Raw genomic sequence first — 15,959 nt, 5'->3', positions numbered from 1 at the left:
GGTCACTCCATGCGCGAACGGAAGAGGAGGGAGGAGGTTGTGAGGGTGACCGCGGCGATCAGCATCAGCGGCCAGATATTGGAAAGCACGTCGGCGGCGGGCATTGCCTTCAGGAACACGCCCTCGGTGACGACGAGGAAATGGCGCGGCGGATTGGCGAGCGAGATCGTCTGCAGCCACCCGGGCATGTTGTCGACGGGACTGGCATAGCCCGAGAGCAGGATTGCGGGCACGCTGACCAGGAACATGCCGAGAAACGCCTGTTGCTGCGTCTGCGACAGCGACGAGATCAGCATGCCGAGCCCGATCAGCGCGAGCAGGTAGAAGACGAGGGCGAGATAGAAGAGCAGGATCGAGCCCGTCAGCGGCACGCCGAAGATCGTGGGAATGACCGCCAGATAGACCGTCCCGTTGAACAGCCCGACGAGCAGCGGCGCCACCATCTTGCCGATCAGGATCTCGTGGACGCGCAAGGGGGAAACCATCAGCTGGTCGAAGGTGCCGAGCTCGCGCTCGCGCGCGACCGACTGCGCGGTCACCGCGAGCGCCGAGACCGCGCCGATGATCACGATCAGCGCAGGCATGGTGAACCAGAGATAATCGAGATTGGGATTGAACCAGTGCGTCACGTCCGAACGGCCGACCGTGGTCGCAGACGGCCGGATGCTCGCGCCGGTATCGGCGGCGATGCGGTCGAGATACCCAGACACGATCTGCGCGGCGTTGGAGCGGCGGCCGTCGAACACCGCCTGTATCGTCGCGGGCCGGCCCGCTGCGACATCGCGGCTGAAATCCTCGTCGAATGCGATCGCGGCGATGACCTTACGCGTGTCGATGGCGCGGCGGAATTCTTCTGGAGAGCGCACCGGCACGATGCGGCGGACATTGGGGCTTCCCGCCAGCCGCTGCGTGAATTCCTGGCTCCAGACGCCGGAATCGCGGTCATAGATTGCGATATCGATATTCTTGACCTCGAGCGTGGTCGCGAAACTGAACAGGATCAGCTGGAGCAGCGGCGGCACTACGAGCACGATGCGCGCGCGCGGATCGCGGAGCACCGCGAGCAGCTCCTTGACGATGATCGCGCGGATGCGTCCGAGCTTGGGGCTCATGCGATCCTCCGGCGCGTCGCGCGGACCGCAAGCGAGAAGAAGAGGGCGCCGAAAGCGAGCATCGCCACGATATTGGGCAGGAACAGGCTCCATATGTCGCCCGCGACGAACACCGTCTGAAGCGGCGGGATCAGGTAGCGCGCGGGGACGGCATAGGTCAGATACTGGATCCATGTCGGCATCGAGCTGATCTCGAACAGGAAGCCCGAGAGCAGCATCGAGGGCAGGAAGCCCGTGATCAGCGCGATCTGGCTCGACACGAACTGGTTTTTGGTCGCTGCGGAAATGAGCAGGCCCTGACCGAGCGCGGGCACGAGAAATGCCGAGGCGATCGCGAGCAGCGCGAGCGGCGATCCACGGAAGGGCACGCCGAACACGAAGATCGCCAGCAGCGTGCACAACGCCATCGAGCCGAGGCCGAGGAGGAAATAGGGCAGGACCTTGGTCGCGAGGAACTCGCCCATCCCGATGGGCGTGGCCATGATCGCCTCCATCGTGCCGCGCTCCCATTCGCGCGCGACGACGAGCGCGGTGAGCAGCGTGCCGATCATCGTCATCACGATCGCGATCGCTCCGGGGACGAGGAAATAGCGGCTGGCGAGCTCGGGGTTGAACCAGAAACGGCCCTCGATCCGGATCGGCGGGACGGATGGCTGCGCGCCGCGCTCGGCCGCCTGGCCCGCCGCCCAGTTGGCGCGCACGCCTTCGGCATAGGAAGCGACGAAGCCCGCGGTGTTGGGCAGCGCCCCGTCGGTGATCACCTGGATCGCGGCATTTCCGCGCGCGCGCGCGGCCTTCTCGCCGAAATCGGGCGGGATGACGACGATGCCGCGCACCCGGCCCGCGACGAGGTCGTCCTTCAGCGTCCGGACATCACGTGCTTCGGTGACCTCGAACCACGGCGAACTACGATAGGCCGAGGCGAGGCTGAGCGCGGGTGCGCTTGAGTCCTGCAGCGCGAGCCCGATGCGCGTGCGCGTAGTATCGAGCGAGACGCCATAGCCGAACAGGAAGAGCAGCAGCAGCGGCAGCACGAAGGCAATCAGGAAGGTCGAGGGATCGCGCAGGATCTGGAGCGATTCCTTGGTCAGCATCGCGCGAAAGCGGCGGGGGTTCATGGCGTTGCCCCCCTTCTCCCTTGATGGGAGAAGGATGCGAAGACTTGGCGGCTTTGCCGCCTAGTCGCAGCTGGATGAGGGTGATGCGGGGAATGCAACGCCGCGGCCACCCTCATCCAACTCCGCCTAACTCGCTTCGCTTGCAAGGCTGCGTATCCTTCTCCCATCAAGGGAGAAGGGGGGAGGCGCCAGCCCATCATGCCGCCTCCTCGCGCAGTCGGTCGGATTGCTCGATCAGTGCGATGAAGGCGTCCTCCATCGTCGGATCCTCGATCCCCGCTTCGGCGGCAACGCGCGCCTTGAGCCCGTCGGGCGTGCCGATCGCAATCTCCTCGGCGCGGTAGATCAGCGCGATGCGGTCGCAATATTCGGCCTCGTCCATGAAATGCGTGGTGACGAGCACGGTGACGCCACGTTCGACGAGGCCGTTGATATGCGTCCAGAATTCCCGGCGGACGATGGGATCGACGCCCGATGTCGGCTCGTCGAGGAACAGCACGGGCGGCTGGTGCATGACCGCGCAGGCGAGCGCGAGCCGTTGCTTGAAGCCGAGCGGCATCGTCCCGCTGTTGACGCCCAGATAGGCGCCGAGATGGAATATCTCGGTGACGCGCTCGATCGCCTCGGCCTGAACGCTGCCGGTCAGGCCGTAGACGCCCGAGAAGAAATCGAGGTTCTGGCGGACGCTGAGATCACCATAGAGCGAGAATTTCTGTGCCATATAGCCAAGCTGCTGGCGCGCGTCGGCGCGCGCGGTCCTGAGGTCATAGCCCGCGACCTGACCGTTGCCCGAACTGGGGGTCAGCAATCCGCACAGCATTTTGAAGGTCGTCGACTTGCCCGCGCCATTGGGACCGAGCAGGCCGAAGATCTGGCCGCGCGGGATCGAGAAGGTGATGTCGTTGGAGGCGGTGAAGTCGCCGAAGCGCTTGGTGAGCCCGTCGGCGACGATCGCGGGTTCGTCGGTTTCGGGGATGGGTCGATAGGCCTGCGCGAGCGTGCTTGTCCCCGGTGGTCCGCCACCGAGAATGTCGACGAAGCTGTCCTCGAAACGCGGGGGCGCGGGATCGACTCGTGTGTCGGCGTGCGCGCCGAGTTTGGCGGGGGCAGGCGGCGCGGCGCCCGCCTTCATCACGAGGCGGAGCGAGGCGCCCTGGATCGTGCCATCGGTGACGTCGTCGCGATCGAGCGCGCGCTCGAGCAGCTGGCGTCGTCCCTCGGCGCCGGTGAACAGGCGGAAGGTGCGGCCTGCGACCTTGTCGGTAAGGTTGTCGGGCGGGCCGTGATAGAGCAGCTTGCCCTCGCTCAGCAGGAAGACGGTATCGCACTTCTCGGCCTCGTCGAGATAGGCGGTCGACCAGAGCACACCCATGCCCTCGCCCGTCAGTTCCTTGACCATCGCCCAGAGTTCGCGGCGCGAGACGGGATCGACGCCGACGCCAGGCTCGTCGAGCAGGAGCAGCCTGGGCGCGCGGATCAGCGCGCAGGCAAGGCCGAGCTTCTGCTTCATGCCCCCTGAAAGCTTGCCCGCAAGGCGGCTGCGGAACCGCTCGAGGTCGGTGAAGTCGAGCAACCGGCGGAAATTCTCCTCGCGTTCGTCATGCGGCAGGCCGCGGAGATCGGCGTAGAGCGTCAAATTCTCGATGACGCTCAGATCCTCATAGAGACCGAAACGCTGGGGCATGTAGCCAATCATCGCGCGGTCGGTGGCGGTCGCCGGATGGCCGAGCGCGGTCACCTCGCCCGCATCGGGATCGAGCAGCCCCGCGAGCAGCCGAATCAGCGTCGTCTTGCCCGCGCCATCGGGACCGACCAGGCCGGTCATCTTCCCCGAGACGATGTCGATGTCGACGCCGTCGAGCGCAGGTGCCGCGCCGGGGGAGAAGCGCTTGACGACGCCGCGTGCTGTGGCGACCGCGTCCATCGCCTCAGTCCTTTGCGGGGCGCGCGTTGGGCACTTTCACGGTGACGGGCTGGCCCTGGCGCAGCGCGTCGTCGGGATTGGTCACGATGATGCGCAGGCGATAGACGAGGTCGGTGCGCAGGTCCTCGGTCTGGACCGATTTGGGCGTGAACTCGGCGGTGGGCGAGATATAGCCGATCGTTCCCTGATAGGTCCTGGGACTGCCGTCGGTGGTGACGAGCACCTTCATGCCCGGCGAGATGCGGCCGAGATCGGGCTCGGGGACATAGGCGCGCACGCGCATCGGCCGGTCGATCGTCAGTGTGAAGACGCTCTCGCCCGGCTGGACGATCGCACCCGGTTCGCGTGCCCGCGTCAGGATCGTGCCCGCAGAGGGCGCGCTGATCGTCGCATCGGAAAGGTCGGTCTTGGCCTTGTCGTGCTGCGCCACAGCGGCCGCACGTTGCGCCCGGGCGGCATCGATATCCTCACGCCGCGCGCCGGCGCGCTGGAGCGAGAGCGCCTGTTCGGCGGCGCGGAGCTGGGCCTGCGCCGAGCGATATTCGGCGCGGCTGGCGTCGAACAGCGCTTGGCTGACCGCGCCCGTCTTCACGAGGTCGGAACGGCGCTGGTAATCCTCCTGCGCCTTGGCGAGCGTGGCCCTCGCCGCGGCGACCTGCGCTGCCGCCTGCGCGATGTCCTGCGGGCGGTTGCCCGTCACGCGCTTGTCGAGTTCGGCGCTGGCGACGCCGATCTGCGCCTCGGCGGCGCTGAGTGCGTCGTCGAGCGGGCGGGTATCGAGGCGGGCGAGGACCGTGCCCGCCTCGACCTTGCTGCCCTCTTCGACGGGCATCTCTGCAATCCTTCCCCCGACGCGAAATCCGAGATCGACCGAGCGGATGTCGACATTGCCGTTGAGCGTCAGTTCGCCGTCGTCGCGATCGAACAGGCCGAAGCCCCTGGTCAGGATCGCCGCCAGCACCAGCGCGACGACGAGGACGATCGGGATCAGGCGACGGCGGTTCATGCTCGGTCTCCGCGGATGCTGTTCAGGATGGCAAGCGTGTGGGCACGAATGGTGCGACGAATCTGCTCGGCCTCGGCGGGCGTGACTTCGTCCCAGCCGGTGACACGCAGTACCGTCGCGCGCGCGACGCGAAAGATCAGTACCTGGCCCATCAGCGCGAGCGCCTTCACGCGTGCCTCGGCTTCGTCGAAATCACCAGCACCGATCCGGTGGATCAGACCGGTCACGAACTGCGCGCGATCCTTCATGAATTCGCTGTAGAGGATCTCGAAGGCGGGGCCGGGGTTCATCTGCTCGCGCACGATGAAGCGCGCCCAGGGCGTGCTGCGCTCGCTGGTCATCAGCATCACGAAGCCGTCGAGGATCAGCGCCACTGCCTCGATCGCGCCCTCGATCCCCGGCTTGTCGCGCAAGAGCGCCTCGGCCGCGCCGCGCGCCGCGTCGGTGCCTTCCTGCACTTGCCTGGCGATATGCCGTGCGGCGGCGAGATAGAGCCCCTCCTTGCCGCCGTAATGATAGGTGATCGAGGACATCGCGGTGCCCGCGGCGGCCGCGATCGCGCGTGTGCTCGCCGCGTCGAAACCCTGCCGACCGAACTGTTCGATCGCGGTGTCGAGAAGGCGATCGTCGATCGCTGGCCTGTCGAGTCGCTTGCTCATGTCCCAATTTTAGTTCGTTCGAACGAACATCGCAATCGCCAACCGATATGCCACTGGGAAGCATGCCGAAACGGTGCCTCAGGGCGGTGTGAGCAGCTCTTCGGAGATGCGCTCGAGCAGGTGGATGAGGAGCGGCTTGTTGAACGCTCCCACCACTTCGTCGAGCGCCTTGCCATGTTCGCGGGCATGCGCCGAAAGCTGCTCGAGATAGGTTTCGCCCTCGGGCGTCAGCTCGAGCAGAAAAGAGCGTCGATCGGCCTCGGATCGCGTTCGCGTGACCAGTCCCTGTTGTTCCAGCGCCTTGAGCGCGGGGGTCAGCGTCGATTTGTCGCGCCCCGTGGCGCAGCTGAGCGCGGTCTGGTTCAGCCCCGGATTCTCACCGATGATTGTAAGGATCGTGAAATGCCCTGCGCACAGATCGGTACGATCGACCCGCCGCGCAAAGGCCTGAAACGAAACGTCCTGCGCCCGCCGCAGGTAGAATGCCAGATTGTCCGAAAGCAGCCCGAGCTTCACCTTGTCCGCTTTGGCCGCAAGCGCAGTATTTCCCTCATCCAAAAAAGTCACCGTGTCTGTTCCCCCAACAGATTTGCGCAGTTCGCTCCGTGAACGTTGCGCTTGTCGCGCAATCTCCTCTCCGGATCGTTGGTCCCAACACTTCACAAAAAAGGGAGGCGCACAAGCCTCCAGACAAAGAAAAGCGCTTGTCGGGCGCGCTATGGCCGGATCGGAATGAGATCGCAATTCAGGCCATGGCCGCTGCCGCGGCCCGACGCAGACAATGCAGCATCCATCGCGAAGCGACGGAAACCCCGGATCATCCCAATGTCCCAGATGTTTGCGCCGGTGGCGTCGGGTAATGCTGCGCCGCAACATCGTAGCGTAACGGAGTATTCCATGTCCCTGATCCGCAAAGCCGTTTTCCCCGTCGCTGGCCTCGGCACGCGCTTTCTGCCCGCCACCAAGGCGACGCCCAAGGAAATGCTCCCCGTCGTCGACAAGCCGCTGATCCAGTATGCCGTCGAAGAGGCCATAGAGGCCGGGATCGAGCAGATGATCTTCGTCACCGGACGCGGCAAGAGCGCGCTCGAGGATCATTTCGACATGGCTTTCGAGCTTGAGACAACGATGCGTTCGCGCGGCAAGGCGATGGATCTGGTCGAGGGCACGCGGCTCGCGCCCGGCGCGATCACCTATGTGCGCCAGCAGGAGCCGCTTGGGCTCGGCCACGCAGTCTGGTGCGCGCGCCACATCATCGGTGATGAACCTTTTGCAGTGATCCTGCCCGACGATTTCATGGTCGGGCAGCCCGGCTGCCTTGCGCAGATGGTCGCCGCGCATGCGCGTGTCGGCGGCAACATCATCTGTGCGGAGGAGGTCGATCCCGCGCGGACGGCGAGCTACGGCATCCTGACGCCCGGCACGCGCGACGGCGCGCTGACCGAGGTAAGGGGCATGGTCGAGAAGCCCGCGCCGGCCGAGGCGCCCTCCAACCTCGCGATCGTCGGACGCTATATCCTCCAGCCCGCAGTGATGGAGGCGCTTGCCGATCACCAGCGGGGATCGGGCGGCGAGATCCAGCTCACCGACGCGATGGAGAAGGTGATGCGCGACCAGCCCTTCCATGGCTATACCTTCCAGGGGCGGCGCTATGATTGCGGCGACAAGGCGGGCTATGTCGAGGCGACGATGGCGATGGCGCTCGCGCGGCCCGACCTTGCTGCCACCGTGCGCGAGTTTGCGGCGTCGATCGTGGAAACGCGCATCGCGGCCTGAGGTGCATGGTCACGGCTGGCCCTATCGGACAGCCGTGACCTTGGACCGATGTGCGAAGCGCGTCCCGCAGGCGCGCGTCGGTGCGCACCCCCTGTTCAGCCCTCGCCCACCCCGTTAACCTGTCAGCATAATATGCTGAAGGCGAACGACAAAGGGAGGACTCCAGTGGCGGATCAGGGGCGTGACACGAAGGATTCGATCGATCGGCGCACAATGATGAAGGCCGGTGGCGCGGCGGTCGCGCTGTTCACGCCCGGGCTGGCGCAGGCGGCCCCCGCCAATGCCGATAGCGCGGCTGTGCTGGGCGCGATCGACGCTGGCCAGGCGGCATCGGTGCAGCGGCTCGCCGACTGGATCAAACTCCCTTCGATCGCAGCCGAACAGCGCAACATCGACGAAGGCGTGGCGCACATGATCGCGCTCGCCCGCGATGCCGGCTTCCAGACGGCCAAAGCCATTCCCACCGGCGGGGTGCCTTCGGTTTTCGCGACGCTCGACGCCGGCGCGAAACATTGGGTGGGCGTCTATTTCATGTATGACGTCAAGCAGTTCGATCCAGCCGAATGGTCCTCGCCGCCGCTTGAGGCGCGGCTCGTCGACCGGCCCGGGCTCGGGCAGGTGATGGTCGGCCGCGGCGCGGTGAACCAGAAGGGGCCCGAAATGGCATTCCTCTCCGCCGTCCGCGCCTTCAGGGAAAGCGGCAAGAAGCTGCCGGTCAACATCGCCCTGATCGCCGAGGGCGAGGAGGAAATCGCCTCTCCCAACTTCTCGAAAGCGATCAGCCATCCCGAGGTGCTGCCGACGCTCAAGCGCTGCGTGGGGGTGTTCATCCCCTCTGCCACCCAGTCCCTCGAGGGGAACAGCACGATCTCGCTCGGCGCGAAGGGGGCAGTCGAGCTCGAGCTGATCTCGAGCGGCGAACGCTGGGGCCGGGGCCCGACCAAGGACATCCACTCGAGCAACTTCGCGCGCGTCGACAGCCCCGCATGGCGGCTGGTGCAGGCGCTCGACACGCTGATGAAGCCCGATGGCCATACGATCGCGGTCGAGGGCTGGTACGACAATGTCCAGCCGCTGTCCCCGCGCGAGAAGGCGCTGATCGCCGAAACCGCGAAGCGGACCAGCGAGGCCGAGGTGAAGAAGCAACTCGGGGTCAGCCGGTGGATCAACGACGAACCCTGGCAGCAGGCGCTCGAACGTCTCGCCTCGCAACCCACGATCAACATCCAGGGTCTCGTCGCAGGCTATACCGGCCCCGGCGGCAAGACGATCCTGCCGCATCGCGCGGTGGCGAAGATGGAATTTCGCCTGACGCCTGCAATGACCAAGGAAGAAGCGATTGCCAAATTCAACGCGCATCTGAAGAAGCATGGCTTTGAGGATCTCGAGGTCAAGGTGACGGGCGGCTATGGCCCGACCAGCACCCAGGAGGACAGCGCGCTCGTCCGCGCTGAAAAGGCGGTGATGGAAAGGCTGGGGGTCCCCTACACGATCATCCCGCGCAGTGCCGGCTCCTGGCCCGGCGTGATGTTCTCGGGACCGCCGCTCAACCTGCCCGCCGCGCAATGGGGCATGGGGCATGGCAGCGGCGCACATGGTCCCGACGAATATTTCCTGATCAAGAGCGCCAACCCCAAGATCATGGGGATGGCGGAGGCCAGCAAGGCCTATGTCGAGCTGCTCTACGAAATCGCCAACCAGGCGGCGATCCGCGTGTGATGCCCGTGGCGTAAAGCTGGCTATTTCGCCGTCCGGATCTTCTGCGCCGAGCGTTCGGGGACCCATTTGATCTTGGGGATCTGCTTGCCGCCCGCGATCATCAGCGGCGCCCCGGGCGCGTCGATATCGGCATTGCGGATCTCCAATACTGCCGGTGCCTTGGTGTCAAACAGGAAGACCGGCGCCTTGTTGGATGGGTCGGCGCGCACCACGGGGCTGTCGATCACATAGCGCGCCTCGGGCCCGTGGAACGAGAAATGCGCAGGGCCGCCGACGCCGCCGCGCCATCTGGGATTCTCGCTCCGGCAGCGTTCCAGTCGGCCATTGCCCCACAGTCGAAAGTTGCGCTTGTTGTCGCGCGACGTGCAGCCGATCATGAGCACGTCGCTCGATTTGAGATCAAAGCCGCCATCGCTGCACCCGCTCGCAACGCAGTCGAGATAGCGGATCGCGCGATTGCCGCGCTCGTCGGTAAAGCCGTCGCCATTCCAGTATTTGTCGCGCGGCCGCGCGCTCTCGACAAAGCCGATCGCCTGGACGCGGCGATAGATGATGTCGTGCGCCTCGTCGTCGAGCGCAAAGCCGACGCTGTAATTAGCGCCGTTGGAGCCGCCATAGGCGGCAACGTCCTCGATCAGCCCATCATGCGATCCGTGCCGGATCCGCGTCATCCCGCGCTCGAGGTCGCGTGCGGTGATCCTGCGAAGCACGAAGCGGCTGAGAGGTGCGGGCGGGGCGCCTTTGGCCGCGGTGTTTTCGAGGAAGCGGTAGAGATGCTCGGCCTTCACATCTTCGACGATAAGCCCGTTGACGGGCTGGTCGATGACGATTGCGCCATTGCCAAGATTGGTGAAGCGGGCGCCGCTGATTCGCTGCCCCGATCGCGCGCGCTTCCCGGCGGGTCGGTCGCTTCCCGGCGGCGCGAACCCCGCCAGCGGCAGCATCGCCGCGGTCGTCAGAATCATCCTGCGCGTGAATTCGATCTCGCCCATCGTCACATTCCTTGAACGGTGATGCCGGCCATCAGCCGGTGCCGTGTGAATTGGCGCCCGGGAAAGCTACCAGCCGCTTCCTGGTCGCGGAAGTCATATTGCATGCGCAGCGCATAGCGCGGTGCCAGCCTGTAGTCGGCGGCGAGCGTTGTACCCAAGACGTCATAGCGCCGGTCGATGTCCTGGAAATCATCATGCTCGTAGCTCGCGCCTGCGCTGACGATGAGATTGCGGAACAGTTCGTAGTCGCCCTGAAGCGAGACCGCGGTCGCGACATAGGCGCCGGTACCGATCGTCGCGGCTTCCTCGACGCCGCGATTGGCGTTGAGCGTCCAGGTGACCAGCGGCGTCATGAAATATTCGAGCTTTGCGCGCGCCGCGAGGCCCTTGACCGTGTTATAGGCGGCGCTCGTGAAATCCTGCCGGAAATAGCCGAGACCGATCTCGCCGCGCAGCAGCTTGCTCAACTCGAAATTGGCGCCCGCGGTAATGCGATAGCCTTTTGAATCGCGCGAGGGTTCGAGCGGGGGCTGCGCGGCATAGTCGCGCTGGTTGAGCGACAGGCTGACGAAGGCAGAGGTGTCGGGACTGAAGGCAAATTCGGTCGCAACATCTCCCGTCAGCAGCGTGCGGTTGCGGAAATCCTGGTCGACGGGCGTGTCGAAGCCGTCGCGGCCGTCCTGATAGTCGCGATCTTCCACACCGACACGCCCCGCAATGCGGAGCCGGTTGAAGCTGCGCGCCGCACCCAGATAGCCTGACACATAGTCATATTGGACGGGTTCGCTGAGGTTGAGCGGGGATGCGGGATCGGCGCGATCCTCGGTGCGGCGGCCATTGCGCGTGCCCGCATAGATCTGTGTGTCACGGCTGATATCATAGCGCCCTCCGAGGCCAAAGGTGACATCGGTCGTGCTCTGGCTGCCGTGGGACAGATATTGCCGTCGGTCGATCTCGACCGCGCTGTCCAGCGATAAGCTGCCGAGCAGCGCGGATGCGCTGATCCGTGGACGGACGCGCAATATCAGATCGTCGGTCGCCTCGGGCGTAGCGAAGATGTTGCTGTCATAGGTGGCATCGGCGCTCACCCGGGGCATAACCTCCACGCCATCCACCCGATAGGGGACCGGATCGTACAGCGGCTGGGACCGGTCGCGCACCGCGATCGCCCCCTCACGCCTGAACTGGAGGGTATCGTTCCGGAAATCCTCCAGCACATCGGCCTGCTGGGCCGAGGCGGGAAGCGCGGTTCCGAGGATGAAGGCGACCCCGAGGGCCGGATGCAAACGCAACACAAACATGACGGGTCAGTGCCCGAAACGTGGTTTGGTTGCGTCGCAGCAACAATCCGCAGGACGCGCGGTTCATCGGACGGGATGAACCGCGCGCTCCAGTTTCAGCGGCCGACCGCCGTGTAGGAAAATCCTGCGTTTTCAACTTGATCCCGCGGATAGATGTTGCGCAGGTCGACGAGGACAGGTGACTTCATGATCGACTTGGCCCGCGCAAAGTCAAGCGCACGATAGGCATCCCATTCGGTGACGATCACCGCCGCGTCGGCGCCTTCCATCGCGTCATAGGCGCCGCTGCAATATTCCACATTTTCGAGCACCAGCCTGGCCTGCTCCTCGCCTTCCGGGTCGGTCGCGCGGATGATTGCACCATTGTCCTGCAGCACGCGGATCACGTCGATCGCGGGGCTGTCACGCATGTCGTCGGTATTGGGTTTGAAGGTCAGGCCGAGCACCGCGATCGTCTTCTTGCGGACCTCGCCGCCCAGCGCGTCAATCACCTTGCGGCCCATCGCGCGCTTGCGCGTGTCGTTGACCGCGACGACCGATTCGACGATGCGCTGCGCCACCCCCGAATCCTGCGCGGTCTTCAGCAGCGCCAACGTATCCTTGGGAAAGCACGAACCGCCATAACCGGGGCCCGCATGAAGGAACTTCGCGCCAATGCGGTTGTCGAGCCCGATGCCGCGCGAAACGCCCTGTACGTCGGCGCCGACCTTTTCGCAGAGGTCAGCGATCTCGTTGATGAAGGTGATCTTGGTCGCGAGGAAGGCGTTGGCTGCGTATTTGGTGAGCTCGGCGGTGCGCCGGCTCATGAACAGGATCGGCGACTTGTTGATGAAGAGCGGGCGATAGACCTCGCGCATCACGCCTTCCGCGCGCGGATCCTCGGTGCCGACGACGATCCGGTCGGGACGCTTGAAGTCGCCGATCGCCGCGCCTTCGCGCAGGAATTCAGGGTTGGAGACGACCGCGAAATCGGCTTGCGGATTGGTTTCCCGGATGATGCGCTCGACATCGTCGCCGGTGCCGACGGGCACGGTCGATTTGGTGACGATGACGGTATAGCCCTTGATCGCCTTCGCGATTTCGGCGGCGGCGGCGTGAACATAGCTGAGGTCGGCATGGCCATCACCGCGTCGTGAGGGCGTTCCCACCGCGATGAACACGACATCGGCGTCGGCGACCGCTTCGGTCAGGTCGGTCGTGAAGGACAGCCGCCCGCCCTTGACGTTCGACGCGACCAGCGCGTCGAGCCCGGGCTCGTAGATCGGCATGCGGTTGTCGTGCAGCGCGTCGATCTTTTTCTGGTCCTTGTCGACGCAGATCACGTCGTGTCCGAAATCGGCAAAGCAGGCACCCGAAACGAGGCCGACATAGCCGGAACCGATCATCGTGATACGCATGAAATCTCCAAAGTTGCTGTGGATTTAATTGGCAGATCCCGCTCGGGGTCCATCTAGCGCCTGCTCGATCACGCGCCAATAGCGCCGGGCGGCGCTGTCGGGCGTAAAGTCGCGCGTGCGTGCGTAGGCCAGCGTCGCATAGCGATCGCGCAAAGCCTCGTCCTGAAGATCGCGCAAAGCCTGCGCCATCGCCATCGGATCGTTGCATGGCGTCAAAATGCCATGTTTTGCGTGCGTTACGCCAGATATGTCTTCGGGTGATGCTTCTGCGAGTATCTCCGAAGGGCCCGAAAGACAGTTGGTCGAGATCACCGCGACGCCCGTCGACATCGCCTCGACTAGCCCGTTGGGGAACCCTTCGGCATTTGAGGGTAGCACGAAATAGCGCGCGCCCGCGACGAGCGGAAAGGGGTTTTGGAGGAAACCGGCAAGGATCACGCGGTCCCTGAGCCCGAGCCGCTCGATCTGCGCTTCAAGGGCCGGGCGCAAGGGGCCTTCGCCACCGATGACGAGCTTGCCGGGAATACCCGATGCGGCAAAAGCGTCGATGAGCAACGCAAAATTCTTGTTCTCGACCAGCCGCCCCATCGCAGCGACATAGGGACCATCGATCGCGAGCGATGCGGGTTCCGCGGCGCGGCGTGCGATGAAATCGACATCGACGGGGTTGGCGATCGCGGTGATGCGCGCGGCGGGAACATCGAAATTGCGGATCAGATCGTTGGCGACGCCGTGCGACACCGCGATCACCGCGCTGGCGCGAGGATAGGTGAACCGGACGAGCCGGCGGCTGAGCTTGCCCGCGGCGCCCCCCCCGAAATGCGCGCTCGTGTTGACGCGTTCACTGATGATCCAGGGTTTGCCGCGTCCGCGCATCGCGTAGCCATTGGCGAGGTTTGCGCGCGTCAGAAAGCTCAGCGTCGCATCGGGGCGGATGCGGCTTGCCAGCGCGCGCAGCCGTATTGCGCTCCGCACGAGACTGAAGCTGCAGTCGAGTCTATGCACCGTCACCCAGTCGGGCAGGGCATAGGCCTGCGCTTCCTCGTCGAGCAGCGCGAGCTCGATCTCGAACCGCTCGCGCCAGTCCTCCGAATGGCGCAGCAGGGTCGCCATCACGCGTTCGGCGCCACCGCCCGTCAGCGAGTTGATGATGAAGAGGATCTTGCGGCGCAAAACGGTTGATTTCCGGGCTGATTCACTGGCGCCCCCAATGGACGATCAGCCCGATGCTGCAAAGCACAACAGCCGCGCAAACGCGCGGTTATGCGGCCATCCGCACGCTTTGGGGGATCAGCCGAAAATCAGCCAGGCCGGGATCGCAATGACCGCCCAGGCGAGGAGCCCAGCGGCAACGATCGTCCAGCTCTTGCGTGGCAGCGCGCGTACGCGTTCGGCGGTATCCATGCTCCTGAACCCTTCGCGCGAAAGCGCTTCGAACACCTCTGCGGCGGGAGTAGGTTCGGCCGCGTGCGCTGTGCGGGCGCTGGCCGTAACGATGGTAATCGGGGAGGCGTCCATGCGGACGGCACCGGGGGCGTTCATGTCGGGACTCCGTTGGGCTTCGAGCTGCTTATTGTCCACCGACGGTTTCCCGATGCTTAAAATTCTAGACGCTGACGCGTTTGCTCCCGACTTTCGTGCTGGGGGCCCCCGCCTCCACCGCACAGAATAGCGAATAGCCGCAGATAATGGCATAGAGAATTATGCCCTCGATCTGCCACAGGGCCATGGTGGCCAGGTTCATGAGAATGAACGAGAAATGCGCGAAGAGAAGGTCGTAGCGCACCGCGCCGCGCGATCGCAGCGCTGTGCCCAGCATCACCGTCCAGAAGAACAGCAAGGTGGCGAGTCCCATCACGCCCAGTTCGAACAGGAAGGCGACGAGGGTATTATGCGGATAGACCTTGAAGAAGCCCTCCCAGCTGTCCGGACCGAAGCCGAAGATGTGGCGCAGCGTCGAGGCGTCGAGCCAGGTGTAGATATAGCCTGACCAGATATAGGCGCGCCCCGAGAGCAGCCGGCGTTCCTCGAACGAGAATTCGTGCTGCGGCTTGATGAACTGGCCGGGCTCGGTGAGGAACAGCGCGAGATCGCCGAAGCGGTCCGACGCCTGCAGCGCCAGCAGCGCGATCGCGACAAACGCCACCACGAACATCGCGAGAAACAGCAGGATCCGCTGATCGCGGCGGAAGGACAGCACGGTACCGCTGACGGCCTGCAGCGCTGCGAGCGGCAACAGCGCCAGGATCGTCGTGCGGTAATTGGCCAGCGCGATGCCGACGATCAGGACCGCAAGCAGCGCGAACTTGATCGGCTTGCGCAGCGTGTCGGTGAAGCAGGCGACAACGAAGAAACTGGCGAGCGCGACCGAAAAGGCGGCCTCGTGATTATAGCCGCCGATATAGCTGACCGACCCGTCGAGTTCGGATGCCTTCACCGTGCCCGTCGCGATCGAGAGCAGCTGGAAGACGAGCAAAGGGGCAAAGGCCCACAGGAAAGGCGTGAAGAAGCGCTCTGGCCCGTTCACCCGCAGCGCCTCATAGATGGCGACCATCACGACGATGAAATAACCATATTTGACGACGGTATCGATCGCGGTGTGTGGACCGGCATTGAGCGACGCACTGACCAGCACCAGTATGATGATCGCATAGACGGGCATCAGTGCCCTGAGCATCAGGTGGCGTGGCTGGATCACGAGAAACCCGGCAGCGGTGATCGCGATCGATCCGATCGCGTTGCCGCTCAGTCCCGCTACGATCGGGTCATAGGTGATCGTGTGGAAGACGCTGAGGATATAGCGCGCCCAGACGGCGGCGATCACGAAGCGCGCGGCGCGCCCGTCGACGCGGCGCAGCGCCGCGAGCAGCGCGGCGCCGAGCAGCGCGGTGACGGCGAGCAGGATCGGAACGGGGAAGGAGGGAGCGCCACCCATCAACCGTCAGCCTTTATCGA

The 15,959-nt window shown here is 64.9% G+C and carries 14 protein-coding genes; 2 read left to right on the top strand and 12 right to left on the bottom strand.

Annotated elements, in window-relative coordinates:
- Positions 1–2: 2 nt before the first annotated feature.
- From AC3WJD_RS04140 to AC3WJD_RS04115, 6 genes are all read right to left on the bottom strand, one after another.
- Entirely contained in the window at positions 3–1,112 is a 1,110-nt protein-coding gene (locus AC3WJD_RS04140; protein WP_492744791.1) for an ABC transporter permease, read from the bottom strand.
- The gene (locus AC3WJD_RS04135) at positions 1,109–2,230 is read right to left on the bottom strand and encodes an ABC transporter permease (protein WP_492744790.1); all 1,122 of its coding nucleotides are present in this window, start codon (positions 2,228–2,230) and stop codon (positions 1,109–1,111) included. The genes AC3WJD_RS04140 and AC3WJD_RS04135 overlap by 4 nt, the downstream gene beginning before the upstream one ends.
- A gap of 196 nt (positions 2,231–2,426) precedes the next feature.
- Complete coding sequence (locus tag AC3WJD_RS04130) at positions 2,427–4,154, bottom strand: ATP-binding cassette domain-containing protein (RefSeq protein WP_492744788.1); 1,728 nt, start codon at positions 4,152–4,154, stop codon at positions 2,427–2,429.
- 4 nt (positions 4,155–4,158) lie between these two features.
- Positions 4,159–5,160, bottom strand: coding sequence for a secretion protein HlyD (gene hlyD / locus AC3WJD_RS04125; protein WP_492744787.1), 1,002 nt, complete (start codon positions 5,158–5,160; stop codon positions 4,159–4,161).
- On the bottom strand, positions 5,157–5,819 hold the full coding sequence (locus AC3WJD_RS04120) for a CerR family C-terminal domain-containing protein (protein WP_492744785.1): 663 nt from the start codon (positions 5,817–5,819) through the stop codon (positions 5,157–5,159). Before AC3WJD_RS04120 ends, hlyD begins: the two co-directional genes overlap by 4 nt.
- A gap of 78 nt (positions 5,820–5,897) precedes the next feature.
- Complete coding sequence (locus tag AC3WJD_RS04115; RefSeq protein WP_492744783.1) at positions 5,898–6,386, bottom strand: MarR family winged helix-turn-helix transcriptional regulator; 489 nt, start codon at positions 6,384–6,386, stop codon at positions 5,898–5,900.
- A gap of 330 nt (positions 6,387–6,716) precedes the next feature.
- On the opposite strand from AC3WJD_RS04115, the gene galU reads away from it, so the two are divergent.
- Together galU and AC3WJD_RS04105 are read left to right on the top strand one after the other, a co-directional pair.
- Positions 6,717–7,595 (top strand): UTP--glucose-1-phosphate uridylyltransferase GalU, encoded by an 879-nt coding sequence (gene galU / locus AC3WJD_RS04110; protein ID WP_492744781.1) that lies wholly within the window; start codon positions 6,717–6,719, stop codon positions 7,593–7,595.
- 165 nt (positions 7,596–7,760) lie between these two features.
- Positions 7,761–9,314, top strand: coding sequence for a M20/M25/M40 family metallo-hydrolase (locus tag AC3WJD_RS04105; RefSeq protein ID WP_492744779.1), 1,554 nt, complete (start codon positions 7,761–7,763; stop codon positions 9,312–9,314).
- A 20-nt stretch (positions 9,315–9,334) separates the two neighbouring features.
- On the opposite strand, the gene AC3WJD_RS04100 is transcribed toward AC3WJD_RS04105, so the two are convergent.
- The 6 genes from AC3WJD_RS04100 to AC3WJD_RS04075 all read right to left on the bottom strand — a co-directional run bounded on the left by AC3WJD_RS04100 (position 9,335) and on the right by AC3WJD_RS04075 (position 15,939).
- Positions 9,335–10,306 (bottom strand): hypothetical protein, encoded by a 972-nt coding sequence (locus AC3WJD_RS04100; protein WP_492744777.1) that lies wholly within the window; start codon positions 10,304–10,306, stop codon positions 9,335–9,337.
- A 2-nt stretch (positions 10,307–10,308) separates the two neighbouring features.
- Positions 10,309–11,607, bottom strand: a complete 1,299-nt coding sequence (locus AC3WJD_RS04095) for an outer membrane beta-barrel protein (RefSeq protein WP_492744775.1) — start codon at positions 11,605–11,607, stop codon at positions 10,309–10,311.
- Between the two features lie 95 nt (positions 11,608–11,702).
- The gene (locus AC3WJD_RS04090) at positions 11,703–13,004 is read right to left on the bottom strand and encodes a UDP-glucose dehydrogenase family protein (protein ID WP_492744773.1); all 1,302 of its coding nucleotides are present in this window, start codon (positions 13,002–13,004) and stop codon (positions 11,703–11,705) included.
- A gap of 24 nt (positions 13,005–13,028) precedes the next feature.
- Complete coding sequence (locus AC3WJD_RS04085; RefSeq protein ID WP_492744771.1) at positions 13,029–14,177, bottom strand: glycosyltransferase; 1,149 nt, start codon at positions 14,175–14,177, stop codon at positions 13,029–13,031.
- A gap of 117 nt (positions 14,178–14,294) precedes the next feature.
- Positions 14,295–14,546 carry a hypothetical protein gene (locus AC3WJD_RS04080; protein ID WP_492744769.1) on the bottom strand — a complete coding sequence of 84 codons (252 nt, stop codon included), beginning with the start codon at positions 14,544–14,546 and terminating at the stop codon, positions 14,295–14,297.
- A gap of 64 nt (positions 14,547–14,610) precedes the next feature.
- Positions 14,611–15,939 (bottom strand): hypothetical protein, encoded by a 1,329-nt coding sequence (locus AC3WJD_RS04075; protein WP_492744768.1) that lies wholly within the window; start codon positions 15,937–15,939, stop codon positions 14,611–14,613.
- Between the last annotated feature and the right edge of the window lie 20 nt (positions 15,940–15,959).

Source organism: Sphingobium sp. FW306-1B-F04DB (assembly GCF_058781925.1).
Note: the sequence above shows the minus strand (reverse complement) of the source record. Positions and strands in the feature narration are given on the sequence as shown.

Coding starts and splice junctions, on each gene's coding strand:
- AC3WJD_RS04135 (WP_492744790.1), bottom strand. CDS start 2,230: ATGAACCCCCGCCGCTTTCGCGCGATGCTGACCAAGGAATCGCTCCAG.
- AC3WJD_RS04075 (WP_492744768.1), bottom strand. CDS start 15,939: ATGGGTGGCGCTCCCTCCTTCCCCGTTCCGATCCTGCTCGCCGTCACC.
- AC3WJD_RS04100 (WP_492744777.1), bottom strand. CDS start 10,306: ATGGGCGAGATCGAATTCACGCGCAGGATGATTCTGACGACCGCGGCG.
- AC3WJD_RS04140 (WP_492744791.1), bottom strand. CDS start 1,112: ATGAGCCCCAAGCTCGGACGCATCCGCGCGATCATCGTCAAGGAGCTG.
- AC3WJD_RS04120 (WP_492744785.1), bottom strand. CDS start 5,819: ATGAGCAAGCGACTCGACAGGCCAGCGATCGACGATCGCCTTCTCGAC.
- hlyD (WP_492744787.1), bottom strand. CDS start 5,160: ATGAACCGCCGTCGCCTGATCCCGATCGTCCTCGTCGTCGCGCTGGTG.
- AC3WJD_RS04090 (WP_492744773.1), bottom strand. CDS start 13,004: ATGCGTATCACGATGATCGGTTCCGGCTATGTCGGCCTCGTTTCGGGT.
- galU (WP_492744781.1), top strand. CDS start 6,717: ATGTCCCTGATCCGCAAAGCCGTTTTCCCCGTCGCTGGCCTCGGCACG.
- AC3WJD_RS04080 (WP_492744769.1), bottom strand. CDS start 14,546: ATGAACGCCCCCGGTGCCGTCCGCATGGACGCCTCCCCGATTACCATC.
- AC3WJD_RS04095 (WP_492744775.1), bottom strand. CDS start 11,607: ATGTTTGTGTTGCGTTTGCATCCGGCCCTCGGGGTCGCCTTCATCCTC.
- AC3WJD_RS04130 (WP_492744788.1), bottom strand. CDS start 4,154: ATGGACGCGGTCGCCACAGCACGCGGCGTCGTCAAGCGCTTCTCCCCC.